Origin of the sequence: Nonomuraea ferruginea, assembly GCF_039540635.1 — a bacterium.
Lineage (GTDB): Bacteria > Actinomycetota > Actinomycetes > Streptosporangiales > Streptosporangiaceae > Nonomuraea > Nonomuraea ferruginea.
The window spans coordinates 386799-404704 of sequence record NZ_BAABFD010000001.1; the positions used below are offsets into that span (position 1 = coordinate 386799).

General features: G+C 69.4%; 16 protein-coding genes. 12 read left to right on the top strand and 4 right to left on the bottom strand.

The features are described 5' to 3' along the window. The first annotated feature begins 20 nt into the window (after positions 1–20). From ABD999_RS01685 to fxsT, 8 genes are all read left to right on the top strand, one after another. Positions 21–461, top strand: a complete 441-nt coding sequence (locus ABD999_RS01685) for a hypothetical protein (RefSeq protein WP_271274948.1) — start codon at positions 21–23, stop codon at positions 459–461. Positions 462–549: 88 nt separating this feature from the next. Beyond that, positions 550–1026, top strand: coding sequence for a hypothetical protein (locus ABD999_RS01690; RefSeq protein WP_271274947.1), 477 nt, complete (start codon positions 550–552; stop codon positions 1024–1026). A gap of 32 nt (positions 1027–1058) precedes the next feature. After that, positions 1059–1946, top strand: coding sequence for a DUF4231 domain-containing protein (locus tag ABD999_RS01695; RefSeq protein WP_271274946.1), 888 nt, complete (start codon positions 1059–1061; stop codon positions 1944–1946). Between the two features lie 240 nt (positions 1947–2186). Continuing rightward, positions 2187–2366, top strand: coding sequence for an FxSxx-COOH cyclophane-containing RiPP peptide (gene fxsA, locus ABD999_RS01700; protein ID WP_271274945.1), 180 nt, complete (start codon positions 2187–2189; stop codon positions 2364–2366). A 21-nt stretch (positions 2367–2387) separates the two neighbouring features. Then, positions 2388–4613, top strand: coding sequence for an FxsB family cyclophane-forming radical SAM/SPASM peptide maturase (locus ABD999_RS01705; protein ID WP_271274944.1), 2226 nt, complete (start codon positions 2388–2390; stop codon positions 4611–4613). Further along, positions 4610–5452, top strand: coding sequence for an AAC(3) family N-acetyltransferase (locus ABD999_RS01710; protein ID WP_271274943.1), 843 nt, complete (start codon positions 4610–4612; stop codon positions 5450–5452). The genes ABD999_RS01705 and ABD999_RS01710 overlap by 4 nt, the downstream gene beginning before the upstream one ends. A 25-nt stretch (positions 5453–5477) precedes the next feature. After that, positions 5478–6692 carry a TIR-like protein FxsC gene (locus ABD999_RS01715; protein WP_271274942.1) on the top strand — a complete coding sequence of 405 codons (1215 nt, stop codon included), beginning with the start codon at positions 5478–5480 and terminating at the stop codon, positions 6690–6692. Further along, positions 6689–10582: an FxSxx-COOH system tetratricopeptide repeat protein gene (fxsT, locus tag ABD999_RS01720; RefSeq protein WP_271274941.1), complete on the top strand. Its 3894-nt coding sequence runs from the start codon at positions 6689–6691 to the stop codon at positions 10580–10582. The genes ABD999_RS01715 and fxsT overlap by 4 nt, the downstream gene beginning before the upstream one ends. Here fxsT and ABD999_RS01725 read toward each other — a convergent pair. The 3 genes from ABD999_RS01725 to ABD999_RS01735 form a co-directional block, all read right to left on the bottom strand. Continuing rightward, positions 10551–11435, bottom strand: coding sequence for an alpha/beta fold hydrolase (locus tag ABD999_RS01725; RefSeq protein WP_271274940.1), 885 nt, complete (start codon positions 11433–11435; stop codon positions 10551–10553). The two genes, fxsT and ABD999_RS01725, sit on opposite strands and share 32 nt — an antisense overlap. An 81-nt stretch (positions 11436–11516) precedes the next feature. Next, positions 11517–12395, bottom strand: a complete 879-nt coding sequence (cydB, locus tag ABD999_RS01730; protein ID WP_271274939.1) for a cytochrome d ubiquinol oxidase subunit II — start codon at positions 12393–12395, stop codon at positions 11517–11519. A 9-nt stretch (positions 12396–12404) separates the two neighbouring features. After that, positions 12405–13748: a cytochrome ubiquinol oxidase subunit I gene (locus tag ABD999_RS01735; protein WP_148030445.1), complete on the bottom strand. Its 1344-nt coding sequence runs from the start codon at positions 13746–13748 to the stop codon at positions 12405–12407. A 266-nt stretch (positions 13749–14014) separates the two neighbouring features. Here ABD999_RS01735 and ABD999_RS01740 point away from each other — a divergent pair, with 266 nt between their 5' ends. The 3 genes from ABD999_RS01740 to ABD999_RS01750 all read left to right on the top strand — a co-directional run bounded on the left by ABD999_RS01740 (position 14015) and on the right by ABD999_RS01750 (position 16793). Continuing rightward, entirely contained in the window at positions 14015–14767 is a 753-nt protein-coding gene (locus ABD999_RS01740) for an SRPBCC domain-containing protein (RefSeq protein ID WP_271274938.1), read from the top strand. 391 nt (positions 14768–15158) lie between these two features. Beyond that, positions 15159–16055, top strand: a complete 897-nt coding sequence (locus ABD999_RS01745; protein ID WP_271274937.1) for a hypothetical protein — start codon at positions 15159–15161, stop codon at positions 16053–16055. A gap of 69 nt (positions 16056–16124) precedes the next feature. Further along, entirely contained in the window at positions 16125–16793 is a 669-nt protein-coding gene (locus ABD999_RS01750; protein ID WP_271274936.1) for a DsbA family oxidoreductase, read from the top strand. Here the strand turns inward: ABD999_RS01750 and ABD999_RS01755 are convergent. Further along, on the bottom strand, positions 16778–17404 hold the full coding sequence (locus tag ABD999_RS01755; RefSeq protein WP_148034416.1) for a thymidine kinase: 627 nt from the start codon (positions 17402–17404) through the stop codon (positions 16778–16780). The genes ABD999_RS01750 and ABD999_RS01755 overlap by 16 nt on opposite strands. A 162-nt stretch (positions 17405–17566) precedes the next feature. Here ABD999_RS01755 and ABD999_RS01760 point away from each other — a divergent pair, with 162 nt between their 5' ends. Beyond that, the gene (locus ABD999_RS01760; protein ID WP_246639159.1) at positions 17567–17905 is read left to right on the top strand and encodes a hypothetical protein; all 339 of its coding nucleotides are present in this window, start codon (positions 17567–17569) and stop codon (positions 17903–17905) included. Position 17906 lies beyond the last annotated feature (1 nt).

Sequence of the window (17906 nt, forward strand, 5' to 3'; positions counted from 1 at the left end):
GATCCTGCGTATCTCGGCACATGACGACTTTTCCACGTCTGGCCGCGTTCGGGCTGCTGGCCGGGCTCCTCGTCGCATGCACCCCCGGCGGCGACGGCGACTACGTCGCCGCGGGCCAGAAGCAGGAGCAACTGCCGGCGCTCACCGTGGAGCAGCTCGCCGACAAGGTGGGCTGCGCCCCGCGCATCCAGGTCGACGCCTCCGACATCCGCACCGGCTACTGCAAGACGGACGACGGCGAGTTCTTCGTGAGCACCTTCGCCACGGAGGACGGCAAGGACGCCTGGATGGACCAGGCGCCCGAGTACAAGCCGCACCTCGTCGGCCCCAGGTGGACCGTGCTCGCCGACCTCGAGGTGCTGGAGGCCCTGCAGATCCCGCTCGACGGCGACTTGCACCTGAGCGACCACCGCGTCAGCCAGTCGCCCGCCCCCGGCAACGACGCCGGCTCCGGCTACTGACCTTGCCCCCGGCGCGACCGAACTCGAAGTGTGCCAGCCCCACGCTTGAGGGACAACATCTGGGACGGCCCGCGCCAGGGGAGGGCGAGTGCGCATCGCGATCAGCGGACACCGGGATCTGAGCATTGAAACGGCGGCCCTGGTGCGGTCGGCGATACGGGAGATCCTCCGGCCTTTCGGCGGCGACATGGTCGGCGTGTCGTGCCTAGCACCGGGGAGCGACCAAATCTTCGCTGACGTCGTCCTCGAACTCGGCGGGCGGCTGGAGGCCGTCGTGCCGGCCCGACAGTACGGCCCAGGGCTGCCGGAGGTCGTGCGGTGCGGGTACGACCTCCGGTTGGGCCTCGCCTCCAGAGTGCTCCGGGCGCCGTTCGACCGGCCCTCTCCGGAGGCGTACGCGTCGGCCAACGCGCTGCTGCTGCGAGACGCCGACGTGCTGGTGGCGGTCTGGGACGGCCGGCCGGCGAGGGGCACGGGCGGGACCGCCGACGTGGTCCGCGACGCCCGGCGCCTGAGCATAGAAGTGCGAATAGTCTGGCCCGAGGGTGCCCTGCGCGAGCCTTGACGCCGAAGGCCGGGCAGGATCGGCTCGGGTGCATGGACCTCGCTCACTTCCCTGAGCTGTTCCACCTGGCGGACCGGAGCGCGATCGCCGGTCAGCGAAGGTTTCTCGCTTCCACGCTGGTGCGCCTGGTCTCCCTCGCCATAGCGGCCGTCTTCGGTACCTTCAGCATCGAGAACGGGCTGCTCAACATCGCGGCCCTGATCACCGGCTCGGCGCTCGCGGTCGCCCTCGTGACCGAGGTCTACCTGCTGACGGCCCGGCCCGAGAGACACTGGCACGAGGCCAGGGCGGCGGCTGAATCCGCCAAGTCACTCGTCTGGCGGTACATCGTGAGGGGACAGCCGTTCGGCATGGCGGACGGGCCAGACGATCCGGACGCGCTCCTGCTGAGCAGGATGATGCACATCGCCACCCGTTTCCGGGGCATCCCCACGCGGTCGCCCGCTGAGGAGGGGGAGGCCGTCACAGAGGACATGCGCAGGATCCGCGCGCTCACCCTCAAGGAGCGGCAAGAGTGCTACCGGCACGGGCGCATCAAGGATCAGCGGCGCTGGTACTGGGTGAAGGCGCAGCGGAACGAGCGGTGGGCGGTGGGCTGGTCCGTGGCACTGGCGTCGATCGAGGCGGTCGGGCTGGTCGCGGCGGTGCTCGGCGCCGCCCGGGTGATCGAACTGGACGTGCCGGGGATCGTGGGGGCGCTGGCCGTGGCGGGGATCGCGTGGACGCAAACCCGGCAGTACCGCTGGCTGGCGCAGTCGTACGCGGTGACAGCCCTGGAACTCGGCGTGATCGCCATCGAGGATCGATGGCCGGTGCTGGAGCGGGACTGGGCGCATTTCGTGGACGAGACCGAGGAGACGATCTCCAAGGAGCACATGCTGTGGGCCGCATCTCACAGCATCGAGGCGATGGATCACTAAGCCATGTCCCCGACCTGGGAAGACGCTGACCCACGGTAACGATTGCTTGCCCCTGGCGATAGACCTATGTCGCCAACCGCTGGTGAACCTCCTATTACAATCCGTGAATTAGGAGTCACTGAAAAGCCATGCCTGCACTTCCAAGCTATGAGACGCTGGGTACCGGTCTTTGACTCGTTTCCCCTCAGGTCGAATCGACGTTCCAAACATTCATATCACCTCAACAAGAACCAGGATTCCATGATGGCCGCACAGCTGCCCACGGGGCTCATTTCGGACGTTGCGCTATTCGCGGATTTGCGGCTCGCCGAGATGGAGGCGGTCGGCGAGGAGGAGCTGGCTCTGGCTCTCAGCCGTGTCGTGCCCAAGGTGGAGGAAGTCCGGCGGGTGCCTGTCGCGGCATTCAGTTCGTCCATCTGAGCGGGCAGGACGAGTCAGGTCATGAGCGGCAGAGGCGCCCCTCTCTCGCAATTCATCATCAAGGTGCACAGTCGCTGTGATCTTGCTTGCGATCATTGCTACGTATACACCAAAGCGGATCAATCTTGGAATTCTCGTCCGCGAGCCATGTCCGAGGAGATCGTTGCTCGAACGGCGGGCCGGATCGCCGAACACGCGCGCTTCCACCGCCTGGACGACGTCCGCATCGTGCTCCATGGCGGGGAGCCGCTACTCGCCGGACGCCCCCTCTTGGGCAGGCTCCTGAGCATCCTGCGCGACGCCCTGTCGTTCGTACCCGAGGTCGACATCCGGATCCACACCAACGGACTCCTGCTCGACGAGGGGTTCTGCGATCTGTTCGCCGAGCATGGCGTCCGCGTCGGCGTCTCGCTCGACGGGGATCGGCGGGCCAACGACCTCCATCGCCGCTACGCAGACGGGCGCGGCTCTTATGACCAGGTCAGCAGAGCCCTACGGCTGCTCCAGAGCAGGCCCGGCATCTACGGCGGCATCTTGTGCACCATCGACCTGGCCAACGACCCCGCCAACGTCTACCGGGCGCTCCTGCGCTTCGAGCCGCCGCACGTGGACTTCCTGCTTCCGCACGCCACCTGGGACGATCCGCCGCCGCGCCCGGCCGGCCGGCCCGCGCCCTACGCCGACTGGCTACTGTCGGTCTTCCGTCTGTGGGAGGAGGGCGGCAGGCCGGTTGACGTCCGCCTCTTCAACTCGATCATCCGCACCACCCATGGGAGATCCAGCCTGACGGAGGCGATAGGGCTGGAGCCCAGCGCCCTGGTCGTGATCGAGACCGACGGCACCTACGAGCAGGTCGACTCGCTCAAGGTCGCCTATGAGGGCGCAGCAGGCACCGGTATGAACGTCTTCAGTCACGACCTCGACGCGGTCGCCGCGCATCCGGGAGTGGTGGCGCGGCGGACGGGTCTCGCGGGGCTCAGCCGGATCTGCCGGGAGTGCCCAGTGGTGAGCAGTTGCGGAGGCGGCCTCTACCCGCACCGCTACCGGTCCGGCGCCGGGTTCGACGAGCCCAGCGTCTTCTGTCCAGATCTCTACAAGCTCATCACGAACGTCCGGGGGGAAATCAAGATACAGCGGCACGTCCTGCCGGCTCACACGCTCGACGCTCTGGCCCGCGGACTGGGCGGCGAGCAGGACATACGTTGGCTGGCGGCGTCGCAGCGCAGCCTTCAGCAAGCCCTGATGACCACGCTGCGCACCCGGGAGGACGCCCGCGCCGCCTGGGACGTTCTTGTGGACATGGAGTCCCGCGCGCCCGACGAGACGCGCCGCGTGCTCACCCACCCCTACGTCCGTGCCTGGGCCGTACAGTGCGTGAAGGGGACGAGTCCGGCCCGTTACCTGGCCAACATCGCCGCGGCCGCCGTCGTCCGCGCCGGAGCCGAGGCCGAGCTGCTGGTGCAGGCGCACGACGGCCTCGTCCACCTGCCGACCGTAGCCACCTTGGGACCGGTGCGGGGTGAGACCGCCCTGCTGACCGCCGGGCCGGACGGCATCCTGCTCGACGGGCGCGAGACCGCCAGCCGGTCCGTCCGCACGCTCACCTCGGGGACCGGCTACGAGATCCTGCTGGAGGACTCCGACCCTTACCGCGACTGCCACCAGTGGCCGGTCGCACCGCCGCTGTCAGACGAGCAGGCGGACGCCTGGCAGGCGGCGTTCGACGCCGCCTGGCGGCTGGTCGAGCGGGAGCACCCCAGTTACGCCGAAGGCATCCGTGCCGGGCTGAATACGCTGACGGTCCTGGCACCGCCGCCTCCCGGCCGCGAGGCCAGCTCGGCGGCCCGGCAGGCGTTCGGCGCGGTGGCCGCAGCTCTGCCGCGCGATCCGGCCACGCTGGCGCTACTCCTGATGCACGAGTTCCAGCATGTCAAGCTGGGCGCGTTGCTCGATCTGTTCGACCTGTACGACGAGAACGACCCCCGGCGCTTCCCGGCTCCCTGGCGCGACGACCCGCGCCCGCTGGAGGGACTGCTCCAAGGCACCTACGCTCATCTGGCGGTCACCGACTTCTGGCGCGTCCACGAGCCGCGCGGAGAGCGCTTCCTGCGCTGGGGACGCCACACCGCAAGCGCCGTCGAGACGCTCGCTGGGTCCGGATCGCTGACACCGCTCGGCGACCTGTTCGTCGCCCGCATGCGCGAGGCTGTGACGCGGATGATCGCCGAGCCGGGCGGCGCCGGATGAACGTCCTCCTTCGCCGGCCGCCCGTGCGGAGCCTTGCCCTGGACGATCGCCGAGCCTGGCGTGGAACGAGCGTCCTGGAGGGCGAGCTGCGCGAGCTGGGAGTACGGGCGGGACGGGTGCTGGTGGTCCACGCGTCCCTGCGAGGACTCGGGCTCGGTTTTGAAGCCGGCGCCGTGGTATCCGCGTTGCGGTCGTTGCTGGGGGCGGAGGGGACCCTCGTGGTCCCGACCCACACGGCCGGGAACTCCGACACCTCCGCGCTCTTCCGCCGGGCAGTCGAGGGTATGACCACGGCCGAGATCGCCGCTCATAAAGCGGGGATGTCCGCATTCGACCGGGCCACCACGCCATCACAGGGCATGGGGCGGCTGGCCGAGACCGTGCGCGTACTGCCGGAGGCCGTGCGCAGCGCCCACCCGCAGACATCGTTCGCCGCAGTCGGCGCGCGTGCCGCGGAGCTCATGGAAGGGCATGATCCGCGCTGCCACCTGGGGGAGTCCTCGCCGCTGGCCAAGCTGTACGAGGCAGACGCCGACATCCTGCTGCTGGGCGTCGGCTATGACCGGTGCACCGCCTTCCATCTGGGGGAGTACCGATACTGTGCGAGCCCGCCCCGGCGGCGTTACCGCTGCGTGGTCGATTTCGGCCAGGGGGCACAGTGGTGGGAGTACGAGGACGTCGAACTGGACGCCAGTGATATGGCTCAGCTCGGGGCGGAATATGAAAGATCCGGAAATGTTGCCATTGGCCGGGTGGGCCAGGCCGAATGCCGGCTGATCTCCATGCCTGGTGCGGTCGATTTCGCCACTCGCTGGTATGCGATGCGGAGAAAGGTGTAGGAAATACCACAGCGGAGGGAGGCAGATGTCAGGTGGCGGGAGGCCTCGGCCTTACTTCTTCCTCAGCTACGCACGGTTGCCGCAGCAGCGCTTCAACCCCAGAGCCAACCCGAACAAGCCTCTTACCAGGCTCTTTGGCAACCTCTGCAGAAACATCCTCAACATGACGGATTGCTCTGAATCGGAAGCCGGATTCATGGATCAGGGGATGGATTCGGGCGACCGATGGCCTGACCGACTGGCGGACGCCCTGGCGACCTGTAAGGTGTTCGTTCCGGTATATTCTCCCCGCTATTTCACCAGCGAGGAGTGCGGGAAAGAGTGGGCCGCTTTCCTGCACCGCGTGCACGCGCAACGTGACGCCGAGGGCCGCGAACCGCAGGCGATCGTCCCTTTGGTGTGGCATCCGGTGCCCGTCGAGCAGTTGCCCGTCGTGGCCAGGCCGATCCAGTACTCGTTACAGAACGCCGGCGAGCGCTACCTGCGCGACGGATTCCACGGGCTGACCGAATTGCCACGCCTGTGGAGCCATCTCCGGGACGCGACGTACCAGATCGCCAGAAGGATCGTGACCGTCGCCGAGACCACCAACGTTGCCCCCTGCGAGCCGCTTCCCTACGACCAGCTCACCAGCGTCTTCGGCGACTACGGGGTTCGCCGCCCGCTCAAGGTGACGGTGATCGCGGCGATCGCCGATGCACTGCCCGAGGGGCGCAACGCGTTCTACTACGGCCGCGTGCCCGCGCAGTGGAGCCCGTTCCGCGACCAGGACGATGCCAGGCCGCTCGCCGACCTCGCCTGCGAGCTCGCCGAGGAGCATGGATACCAGGCGGAGGTCGTCGGCTTCGAGCAGTACATGGCACAGATGCTCGGCTCCGGGGAGCCGGAAGGACCGGAGCTGATGCTGCTGGACCCCTGGCAGGTCACGCGTCCCGGCGCCCGGGACGAGTTGCTCCGCCTTGATGCGAGCGACCGGCCGTGGATCAGCGTCGTCGTGCCGTGGAACCGGTCCGACCCGCAGACCAAACAGGTCAAGGGTGACCTTGAGAACCGCTTGCACGAGGCCCTGCCGAGGAAGTACGACAGCCCAGAGTCGCGGGACGTGGTGTCGGTCGAGGCGTTCCGCGACGCCTTCCCGGAGATCGTCGCCCGGGCGGCCAGCCACTTCTTCAGATCGGTCAGAACGTTCCCCCCGAGCGGCCAGAAGGGGCGCCGGCCTCGGCTTTTGGAGGATCAATGACGGAGAGCGAGCACGAGGGCCAGGTCGTGACGTTCTACTCCTACAAAGGCGGGGCGGGGAGGACCATGGCGCTGGCGAACACGGCGTGGCTGCTGGCGAGCAACGGTCTGCGCGTGCTGGCGATCGACTGGGATCTGGAATCGCCCGGACTGCACAAGTACTTCCACCCCTTCCTCGACAGCCGGCTCATCGAGTCGAGCCAGGGAGTCATCGACATCGTCAGCAACTACTCCTGGGAGGCCACCCGCGAGCACGAAGGCGCCGACTGGTATCGCGACTACGCGAAGGTCTCGCCGCACGCCGTTCCGGTCGAGTGGGACTTCCCCGCCGCCGGGATGCTCTACTTCCTCTCCGCGGGTCAGCAGAACCGCGACTACTCCTCCCTGGTGACCACTTTCGACTGGGACAACTTCTACGGGCGGATCGGCGGTGGCTCCTTCCTGGACGCGCTACGCGCCGACATGAAGGCCCAGTACGACTACGCGCTCATCGACAGCCGGACCGGCCTCAGCGACATCGCCGACATCTGCACGATGCAGATGCCCGACATCCTCGTCGACTGTTTCACCATGGCGGACCAGAGCATCGAGGGTGCCGCGAAGGTCGCGCGCTACATCCACGAACGCTACGCCGCTCGCAAGATCCGCATCCTCCCCGTGCCGGCCAGGATCGACGACGGCGAGAAGGAGAAGCTCGACGCGGGCCGGGCGCTGGCCCGCAGCAAGTTCGAGAAGTTCCCGGGAGGCATGTCCCCGGAGGAGGCGCAGCAGTACTGGGGACGGGTGGAGATCCCGTACAAGAGGTTCTACGCCTTCGAGGAGACGCTGGCGGTCTTCGGTGATCTGCCGGGGTCGCCCACCTCGCTGTTGGCGGCGTACGAACGGCTCACGGAGTTCATCACCGAGGGCCGGGTCACCTCCTTCCCGGGCATGGACGAGGCCACGCGCACCAGGTTCCTGGAGGCGTACACGAGGAAGCAGCCGGTGCAGCAGGCCGACCTGCTGCTCAGCTACGTGCCGGAGGACCGCATGTGGGCGGACTGGGCCGTTGCGGTGCTCACCCACGCGGGCTTCCGGGTGGTGCCGCGGATCGCCGGCAAGAGCGCTCCCGAAGGGGAGGGCTGCGTTCTCGTGCTGCTGTCCGGGGCGTACGCGCGTGTCGCCCGCTCTACCCAGGTGCCGCATCCGCTCGGTGCCGACGCTTTCGGTTCCCGCCAGGTCATCCCGCTCATGGTCAGCGAGTACCGCGGAGCCGTGCCCTTCACCGAACGACCGGCGGTCGACCTGGCCTCACTCGGGGCGGAACAGGCGGCCGAGACGCTGTTGCGGGTCGTGGGCAGGCCGGACGACGTGTCGGGTTACGACATACCGGCCGTGTCACCGTCATTCCGGTTCCCCCTCCACTCACCGGACGTCTGGAGCGTGCCGACCAGGAACGCCTCCTTCACCGGGCGAAACAGGATCTTGGAGTCGCTGCGCGACCGGCTCGTGGGCGGCGATGACCTGGGGTCGCGGCCGCAGGCCCTCTTCGGCCTGGGCGGCGTCGGCAAGACCCAGATCGCTCTCGAGTACGCCCACCGGTTCAAGGCCGACTACGGGCTGGTGTGGTGGGTCCCCAGCAACGATGTCGGTGAGATCAACCGATCGCTCGCGGCGCTGGCCGTGCGCCTCGGCATCCGGTTCGGCGACAGCATCGCCGATGGAGCCAAGGCGGCGCTGGAGGCGCTACGGCGCGGGCAGCCGCACGCTCGCTGGCTGCTCACCTTCGACAACGCCGAGGACGCCGAGGCGCTGCGGCCGTTCCTGCCGGGCGGCCCCGGTCACGTCCTGATCACCTCGCGCAGCCAGGCGTGGTCCAGTGTGGCCGTCCCGCTGGAGATCGACGTGTTCAGTCGCGAGGAGGGCGTCGAGCACCTGCTGCGCCGGGTCCCGAGACTGGCAGCCGATGAGGCTCTGCAGATCGCGGACGCTCTGGGTTACCTGCCGCTGGCGATCGAGCAGGCGGCCGCGTGGCTGGAGGAGACCTCCATGTCGGCGGGCATGTACCTCACCGAACTGGAGACGCAGACGCTCAATACGCTCGATCTCAACCAACCCGATGACTATCCCCACTCGGTGGCCGCGACGTGGGAGATCTCTTTCAACCAGCTCAACGTGCGGTCACCGGCCGCCGGACGCCTGCTCCAGCTCTGCGCCTTCTTCGCGCCCGAGTCGATCTCCCAGTCGCTGGTGTACAGCGATCGGATGCTGGAGGTCCTCAGACCGTTCGACGAGACGCTGCGCGACAAACTCGTACTGGGCCGCATCATCAGGGACATCGGCCGTTACGCGCTGGCCCAGGTGGACCAGGGCAACAACACGATCCAGGTGCACCGCCTGGTGCAGAAGGTCATCCGTTCCCGGATGAGGGAGGAGGAAGCGCTCACGGCGGAGCACGAGGTGCACCGGATCCTGGCCGCCGCCCGCCCCCGGCAGGGTGAGGTGGACGATCCCGAGAACTGGCCGCAGTACGAGCTGCTCTGGCCGCACCTGGGCCCGTCCGGCGCCATCACCTGTACCGAGGAGCAGGTGCGCCTCCTGCTCACCGAGTACGTGCGCTATCTGTACAAGCGCGGCGACTTCGAGAACGCCCTCGCCCGCGGACAGGAGCTGGCGCGTACGTGGGAGGCGGAGTTCGGCGCTGGGGACGGGCAGCGGCTGCACCTGCAGTTTCAGATCGCGAACGCGCTGCGCTCGCTTGGCCGCTTCGAGGAGGCCCGCGAGCTGGACGAGGAGGTGCGCGACGCGCAGCGCTCCCTGTACGGGGACAGCCACTACTACACGATGTTGACGTCGGGTTCGCTCGCCGCCGACCTCCGCGCGCTGGGGCGGTTCGACGAGGCCTTGGCGATGGACAGGGAGACGTACGAGCGGTGGAAGGACGCCTATGGCGAGGATTATCCGCGCACGCTCACCTCGGCCAACAATTTGGCGGTCTCTTACCGCCTGGTAGGCGACCCCTACAGCGCCATGGAACTGGACCAGGAGACGCGCCGCAGAATGCAGGCCAGTTCCGTGATGGGGCCATCCCATCCCGACACCTTGAACACCACCCAGAACCTGGCGCGGGACATGCGCGAGGCGGGTGAGTACCAGGCTTCGATCGAACTGCTCAAGGGAGCGCTCCCCCTCTACCGGGAGGTGCTCGGCGAGAACTACCTGCACACGCTGCGCGCGGGCAAAAGCCTGGCGGTTTCACTGCGCAAGGCCGGGCAGTACCAGGAGGCGCTCGGTCTCGTGCAGGACACCTACCAGCGCTACCAGCGGCTGTACCCCTCCGCGCCGGAGACCAAGGCGGCCGCGCTGGAGGTCGCCACCTGCATGTCGGTCATGGGTCACAAGGAAAGCGCCCGCGACATGACGGCCAAGGTCGTGGAGGACTACACGGAGTTGCTCGGCGTCGACCATCCCTACACGCTCGTGGCGGCCAACAACCTGATGGTCCTCCGGCGTGCCGTGGGGGATGTGGAGCCGGCCCACCGGGAAGGCGAGCGGGTGCTGGAGAGTTTCCGCCATCGGCTTGGCGAGAACCACCCCTTCACGCTGGCGTGCACCGTGAACCTCGCCAATTGCGCCGCCGACCTGGGAGACCTGGAACAGGCCCGGACTCTGGAGGTGCGCGCGCTCGACGGGCTGCGCCGGTGCCTGCGGCCGGAGCACCCGGACAGCCTGATCTGCCAGGCCAATCTGGCTATCACCCTGCGGGAGGTGGGTCAGCGGGCGGACGCTGAGCTCCTGCACGCCAAGGCACTCGACAGGCTCGCCGTCACGCTCGGGGGCAGCCATCCCAGTGTGGTCGCCGCACACGAGTGGGAGAGGCTCAACCGGGATCTGGAGCCTCAGCCGACCTGAGCCACAGCAGCACCTCGGGCAGCACGTCGAGGGCACCGAAGTGGGCGGCGTCGGGCTGTATCCGCACCAGCGCCCCGGGGATCCGGCTGCCGAGCCAGCTGGTGTGGCCGGCGGGAGAGAACACGTCGTCCTCGCCATGCCAGAGCAGTGTCGGGACGGTTATGTCGGCCGGATCGAATCCCCACGCGCTGGTGAGCGCGACCACGTCGTCCACCCAGCCATCCGCCGACTCGCGGAGCCCTTCGGCGAAGTTGCGTACGAGCATGCGCCGGATTCCGTCGTCGGCCACCACCTTGCGGTCCGATTCGGGCACCTGCTCGCGGAGCCCGAGAACCTTGCTGAACGGGTCCGCCCGGATCTGCTCGGCTGCCACGGTCAGCCGGGCGGCCACCGCGATGCGTCCGGTCCGGGCCACGCCGTACTCCACGATGTTGGACTCGTGCATCCCGTCGAACCAGTGGAGCCCCTCGGCGCCTGGCGGCGCCAGGCCGACCAGGGCGGCCGCCCTGGTGATCCGGTGGGGAAGCAGCGCCGCGCAGGCCAGCGCGTGCGGTGCGCCGCCTGAGCGGCCGACCACCCCGAACCTGCCCAGGCCCAGCGCCGCCGCGATCGCCTCGACGTCCGAGGCCACATCGGACACCGTACGGTCCGGCCTGCGCTCCGAGTGCCCGTAGCCGGGCCGGTCGAAGCTGATCAACCGGATACCGAGCCGATACAGCACCCCAGCCCTGGGTGAGGGGCCGAACCTGCTGCCCGGGGTGCCGTGCAGGAGAACGATCGGGTAGCCGTCAGGATTTCCGCTGTCTTCGACTGCGAGTCTTCTTCCGTCGGATGCGACCACCTCGATGGCCAAGAAGCACCTCCACGCGGTGTGCGGCTCACGGTGGATTTTCCCAGAATCGTGACCGCGGTCACCCGGGGCTTGGCGAGTTTCTCAAAGAGCCGGCCGGACCCGCTTCCTGAACACCCAGTACGTCCAGCCCTGGTAACCGAGCACGAACGGCAGCGCGATCAGGCCGATCCAGCTGAGCATCGTCAGCGTGTACGGGCCGGAGGCCGCCTCCGCCAGCGTCAGCCCCGGCAGCGGGGCGTGGCGCAGCTGGGCGAAGACCGCGACCGACACCAGCACGATCGTGGCCGCCATGGCCACGAACGCCCAGCCCTCGCGGCGCCGCCACACCAGCGCCGGCGCGGCGGCCAGCGCGGCCACCGCCGCGAGCGCCGGGATCGTGCCCATGCCCGACAGCGCCACCACGCCGATCGGCAGCGTCACCGCGCTCAGCGTGACCGCCGCCGACCTGGCCCGCTTGCGCACCGGGCCGTCCGTCTTGAGCGCCAGGAAGATCGCGCCGTGCAGCAGGCACACCGTCAGCGAGAACGCGCCGCCCAGCATCGCCGCCACCGCGCTCCCGTACAGGAGGTCGGCGAAGACCGTGCCCCACACGAACGCGGGCAGCGCGCTGCCGACCACGATGCCGAGGTCGCACCAGGCCGGGTTCTCGACCTTGCCGCGCCACTCCAGGCCGACGCCGCGCACGATCAGGCCGACCAGGACCAGCAGCACCGGCAGGTAGAAGCCGCTGAACATGCCCGCGTACCAGGCGGGGAACGCGGCGAACATGGCGCCCACCGCGGTGATCAGCCACACCTCGTTGCCGTCCCACACCGGCCCGATCGTCTGCAGGCTCTGCCGCTGCTCCTCGCCGTCGCCGCTGACGAACGGCGCCAGCAGCCCCACGCCGAAGTCGAACCCCTCCAGGACGAAGTATCCCGTCCACAGGAAGGCGATGATGATGAACCACAGGTCGATCACGTCTGCTCCTCAGTACATCAGCGACGGCTGGCGCTTCTCGGCCGCGGGAGCGGGCTCGATCTCCTCGGGGCCCTTGCGTACGTGCCGGGCCAGCAGCACGATCTCGGCCACGGTGAGCGCGCCGTACAGCAGGGTGAAGATCGTCAGGGAGATCGCGACCTCGGCCAGGCTCACCCCGGGTGAGACGGAGGCCGCCGTGAGCAGCTCGCCCGCGACCGTCCACGGCTGGCGCCCGATCTCGCTCAGCAGCCAGCCGGCCGTCACCGCGAGCAGCGGCAGCGGGAGCGCCAGCAGGAACACCCGCGACAGCCAGGGCGGCATCGGCCTCCGGCGGCGGGTCAGCCAGAGCCCGAGCACGGACAGCCCGACGGTCGCCATGCCGAACCCGATCATCAGCCGGAACGACCAGAACACGATCGTCTGGTCCGGCCGGTAGTCGCCGGGGCCGAACTCCTGCTCGAAGCGCCGCTGCAGGTCCTCGGTGCCCTGGACGACGGCGTCGGGGTCGTTCGTGGAAAGGAAGCTGAGCACCTTGGGGATCTCGATGCCGGGCGCGACCGTGAACGGCGCTCCGGCGGTGTCGCGTTCGAGCCCTTCGGCGGCGGCCAGCTTCATCGGCTGCTGCTCGTACATCAGCTTGGCGGACGTGTCGCCGGTGACCGCGACCAGCGCGCCCGCGACCGCCGTCATCACCAGCGCCGCCCTGGCGGCGCCGCGCCACATCTCCGCCCGGGTCCGCAGCAGCCAGTAGCCGCACACCGCCAGCACGAACCCGCCGGCCACCACGAACGCGGCGGCGACCACGTGCGGCACCTGCGCGAGCGCGGTCGAGTTGGTCAGCACCGCCCACAGGTCCGTCATCCTGGCCTTGCCGTCGACCACCTCGTAGCCGACCGGGTGCTTCATCCACGCGTTGGCGGCCAGGATGAAGTACGCCGACAGGTTGGAGGCCAGCGCCGCCGCCCAGATGCAGGCCAGGTGGAGCCGCTTCGGCAGCCGGTCCCACCCGAAGATCCACAACCCGATGAACGTGGACTCCAGGAAGAACGCCAGCAACGCCTCCAAGGCCAGCGGCGCGCCGAACACGTCACCGACGAACGTGGAGTACTCCGACCAGTTCATGCCGAACTGGAACTCCTGCACGATGCCGGTGACCACGCCCATCGCGAAGTTGATCACGAAGAGCTTGCCGAAGAACTTCGTCAGCCGCAGGTAGTGGTCCTTCCCGGTGCGGTGCCACGCGGTCTGCAGCCCGGCCACGAAGATGCCCAGGCCGATCGTCAGCGGCACGAACAGGAAGTGGTACACGGTGGTCACCCCGAACTGCCACCGTGCGAGATCAAGTGCGTCCATGTCCCCTCATCGGGTCAACGAGCTCTACGGCTTGTAGTACATCTACTTGAAGTAGTACTACACGCTGTAGAGCAATGTGGTGCGACCTTGGTCACACCGGCCCCCTTCAGCCCATCCCACGATGCCGTTCGGGCTCGTCCCGCCGCGTCACCCGCCGGGTGGATCCCCGCGTACACCGGGCGGTGGACCCGGCCACAGGGCGACGCGGGGACGTTGGGCAGGTGTTGCCCTTATCCCGGCGGGCGGTGGCTTTCTAGAGTGACGGTGTGAAAGTCGCAGGCAGCGCCGAGATCGGCGTCGAAAGAGACCGCGTGTGGGCAGCCCTGCAGGACCCGGCGGTCCTGGTGCGCACCATCCCCGGATGCGAGCGCCTGGAGGAGTGCGGGCCCGACACGTACCGGATGACCGTCAACGCCGGGGTGGCCTCGCTCAAAGGGGTCTACCAGGGCGAGGTGGCCCTCGCGGAACCGGCGGCCCCGGTGAGCTTCGTGCTGCGGGCGCGCGGCCAGGGCGCCCCAGGGACGGTGGACGCCACCGTCCTGGTACGGCTGAGCGAGATCGACGGCGGGACCCGGGTCGAGTACGACGCCGACGCGGTCATCGGCGGGATGATCGGCGGGGTGGGGCAGCGGATGCTGGGCTCGGTGGCCCGGAAGACGGCCGGCGAGTTCTTCGCCGCCGTCGAACGCCACCTGTGCACCCCTGCGGAAACCCTGCCTCCGGCAGAAGCCCTGGCCCCGGCGGGAACCCTGCCTTCGGAGGGAGCCCTGGCCCCTGCGGGAACCCCGGCCGTGGTACCGGTCCCACGCCCCACCACGGAAGGCCCCGGGCCTCTCCGGGAGCCCTCCGCCCTGACACCCGCGGCGAGCCGCCCCGCCGTCTACGAGCGCCCCCCGGTCGCGGAGAAGCGCCGTACGGAGACTCCGCCGTGGGTGATGCTGGCCGCCTTCGGCATGGGCGCCGGCGTCGCGCTCGGCAGCGCGGCCATCGGCTGGCTCTTCGGCCGAGCCCGCCGCTAACCCGCCCGCCCTCGGACGGACGGCGCGGGACCGCCCACCCCTCGGACGGGCGGTCCCGGAGAGCCGCTGGCCTGGTCCGTTTCTTGGATGGGGGTGCCGGAGAGTTGATGGCCTGGACCCTTCCTCGGCCGGGCGGTCGCGGAGGGAGGCGAGCCCGATGTGGGCGCGCCTCCTTCGAACCCCGTCCTTTCGCATGCGCTCCCTCCTCGCCCATGTGACGCCGTGAAAGGCGGATCGCGCGTCGAGGAGTGGGTGGTGGACGAGAACGCGGCGGCCGTCCGCGTTCGAGGAAGGCGGGCTCGGCAGGGCAGGGGCACGCCCTCAGGGGATGCGGGAAACGACCAGGTCAGAGCCTCTCGCGGAAAAGGATCTCCGGGCGTAGCGTGGCAATATGCGGCAGGCTCATGCTGAAGACGCGCGTACCGAGGCCCGGCGGGTTGTCCGCAACCTGCTGGGCGAGGACCACCCCACCGCCGACGCGCTGATCGCCGCAGCCCGGCCGGTCATCGGCGACGAGCGTTGCGACCGGTGCGTCGGGCTGGCGCTGGGCGCGTCCCTGACGCGGCGCTCGGCCGAGCTGGCCGCGCTCGCCGCCCTGCTGGTCGGCACCCGCGAGCTGGGCGGGCAGTGGTGGACCCGGCCCAGGGGCGGCAAGCTGCCCGCGCCCGACGAGGTGCTGCACACGGCGGTGGCGATCGAGCCGTGGACGGACCTGACCGCCCTGGAGATGCTGGCCGCCTGGATCTCCGACGACGCCGCCGACGAGCTGTGGGGCAGGCCCGTCGCCCAGGTCGACCTGAACTCCTGGCAGGCGGAGGACCGGTTCGGCCTGCCGCCGGGGGTGCGGCCGGGGCAGCGGCTGGTGGTGCACTTCGACGCCGGCGGCCGCCTCGACGCGGTGGTGACGCGCAGGCCTGACGACAACCTGGGCTCCAACCTGGACTTCCACTCGCTGCGCTACTCACGCCCCGCCGAGGCGCAGTGGAGCTGGGGGGTGGCCGCCGGTCTCGGGCCGCACCGGCTGCCGGGGGAGAAACCCGACCCGTACGCGCGCCGCGTGGACGCTTACGCGGCCCGCGTCCTGCGCGCCTGGGCGCTCAGGCACGGTGCCACCGACCAGCAGCTCGGCGAGCGCTGGGAGACCGTCGGCGACGTGGTGGCCGCGATCGAGCGGGTCGACTGGATGTGGCGCAGCGGCGAGTGGTTCGGCTGGTGGCGCGGCGCGTCGGCGCTGGTGGACGACTCCGCGTACCTTCCCTACCGGCTGGAGGAGCTGGCCGCGGGCTGACCCGGCCCTTGCCCGCGGCTGAACCGGCGGACCGGAATGGACCGCTGTGCCAAGTCGTTGTCAAGAAACATGAAGGTTGAGATTTTCTCCGACGTCGTCTGCCCGTGGTGCTACGTCGGCCATGCCCGCTTCGCCCGCGCCGCGCAGGCGTTCCGCGACAAGGGCGGGTCCATCGAGGTCACCATGCGCCCCTTCCAGCTGAACCCGGACGCGTCCACCGAGGGTGAGCCGTTGCTGCCCGTGCTGGAGCGCAAGTTCGGCGCCGGCGTGGCCCAGATGACCTCCAGGGTGACGGACGTGGCCGCGGAGGAAGGGCTCGACCTCCGTTTCGACCGGGCGATCAGCACCGGCACGCTGGAGGCGCACCGGCTCGTCGAGGTCGCCACCGGCCAGGGCCTGGGCGAGGAGATGGCCGACCGGCTGTTCCGCGCGCACTTCACCGACGGCCTGAACGTCGGCGACGCCGGGGTGCTCGCCAAGCTCGCCGCCGAGGCGGGCGTGCGCGACACCGGTGAGGGCGCCGCCGAGGTACGCGATCAGATCGGCCGCGCCAGGCGGCTGGGCATCACGGGTGTGCCGCTGTTCCTGTTCGAAGGGCAGTTCGCGGTGTCCGGCGCGCAGCCGTACGAGACGATGACGGCCGCGATCGACGAGGTGGCCGACCGCATCGGCGAGACCCCGATCCAGCAGCTCGCCGCCCCCGCCGACGGCTGCGACGACGGCTACTGCGCCGTCTGAGGAGCCGTCTGAACCGTCCCGCCCCCGACGCCGGTGCCCTCGCCGAGCAGCCCCGCCCGGTGATGGCGGCGGCACAGCACCTGGTAACGCACCGGCGAGGCGTCGGTGTCCCCGATCACCACCTGTTCCCCCGTACGCGCCATCTCCCCGCCCACCACGCGCGCGTTGAGCTGCCCCGGCCGCCCGCACCAGCACAGCACCTCGACCTGCAACCGGCACACCTCGTCGGCCAGCTCGAACAGCCGCCGCGAGGCCGGGAACAGCACCGAGCGGAAGTCGGAGGCCAGCCCGAACGCGTACACGTCGACGCCGTGCCCGTCGACCAGGTCGGCGAGCTGCTCGATCTGCTCCACCGTGTAGAAGCACGCCTCGTCGCAGATCAGGTAGTCGATCCGGTCGTGCCCGCGCACCAGCTCCACCAGGTCCATCGAGTCCACCACCTCGACGGCCTCCAGGCCCAGGCCGATCCTGCTGGTGACCCTGGGCTCGCCCGACCGGTCGTGCTTGGTCAGCACCAGCCCTCTCCTGCCCTGACGGCCGTGGTTGTAGTTCATCTGCAGGGCCAGGGTGGACTTCCCGCAGTCCATCGGCCCGAAGTAGAACTTGAGCACGGCATCACGTGGCGCATGGGGTGCAGGAGACAACGCGGACAGTTCGGTCACGGGGTGCCACCTTAGCGCTTGGCTTGTTCCCTGACCTCATGGGAGATTTCTCCTCTGGAGTATCAGGAGGAAAATCTAGTGGTCACAGATAAACCCCCCACGCTCGACGCCATGATGACGCCGGACGACCTCACCGCCGCCCAGGCCGACGCGGCGCGCTGGCGGTACGGCTTCTACGTGGTGCTGACGGGCATCGTGGCGACCCTCGTCGCGTTCGGCGCGGCCGTGTACGCCACCGGGGAGTCGGCCGCCCTGTTCGCCGGTGTGGCGGGCGTGGTCGGCACCATCATCGGGGCGTACTTCGGCGTGCAGGCGGGCCAGTCGGGTAAGGCCAGGGTGGAGGCCGAACTCGGCAGGACCCAGGAGCTCGTGGTCAGGCTGGCGGCCTACGTCGGCACCGACAACGCGCCCCGGGTCATCGACGAAGTGCTCGGCAAGCGCCGAAGCTGAG

Bases quoted from the DNA above. Each gene is read 5' to 3' on its own strand.
- ABD999_RS01685 (WP_271274948.1), top strand. From the start codon at position 21: ATGACGACTTTTCCACGTCTGGCCGCGTTCGGGCTGCTGGCCGGGCTC.
- ABD999_RS01695 (WP_271274946.1), top strand. From the start codon at position 1,059: ATGGACCTCGCTCACTTCCCTGAGCTGTTCCACCTGGCGGACCGGAGC.
- fxsA (WP_271274945.1), top strand. From the start codon at position 2,187: ATGATGGCCGCACAGCTGCCCACGGGGCTCATTTCGGACGTTGCGCTA.
- ABD999_RS01705 (WP_271274944.1), top strand. From the start codon at position 2,388: ATGAGCGGCAGAGGCGCCCCTCTCTCGCAATTCATCATCAAGGTGCAC.
- ABD999_RS01710 (WP_271274943.1), top strand. From the start codon at position 4,610: ATGAACGTCCTCCTTCGCCGGCCGCCCGTGCGGAGCCTTGCCCTGGAC.
- ABD999_RS01715 (WP_271274942.1), top strand. From the start codon at position 5,478: ATGTCAGGTGGCGGGAGGCCTCGGCCTTACTTCTTCCTCAGCTACGCA.
- fxsT (WP_271274941.1), top strand. From the start codon at position 6,689: ATGACGGAGAGCGAGCACGAGGGCCAGGTCGTGACGTTCTACTCCTAC.
- ABD999_RS01735 (WP_148030445.1), bottom strand. From the start codon at position 13,748: ATGGACGCACTTGATCTCGCACGGTGGCAGTTCGGGGTGACCACCGTG.
- ABD999_RS01745 (WP_271274937.1), top strand. From the start codon at position 15,159: ATGCGGCAGGCTCATGCTGAAGACGCGCGTACCGAGGCCCGGCGGGTT.
- ABD999_RS01750 (WP_271274936.1), top strand. From the start codon at position 16,125: ATGAAGGTTGAGATTTTCTCCGACGTCGTCTGCCCGTGGTGCTACGTC.
- ABD999_RS01760 (WP_246639159.1), top strand. From the start codon at position 17,567: ATGATGACGCCGGACGACCTCACCGCCGCCCAGGCCGACGCGGCGCGC.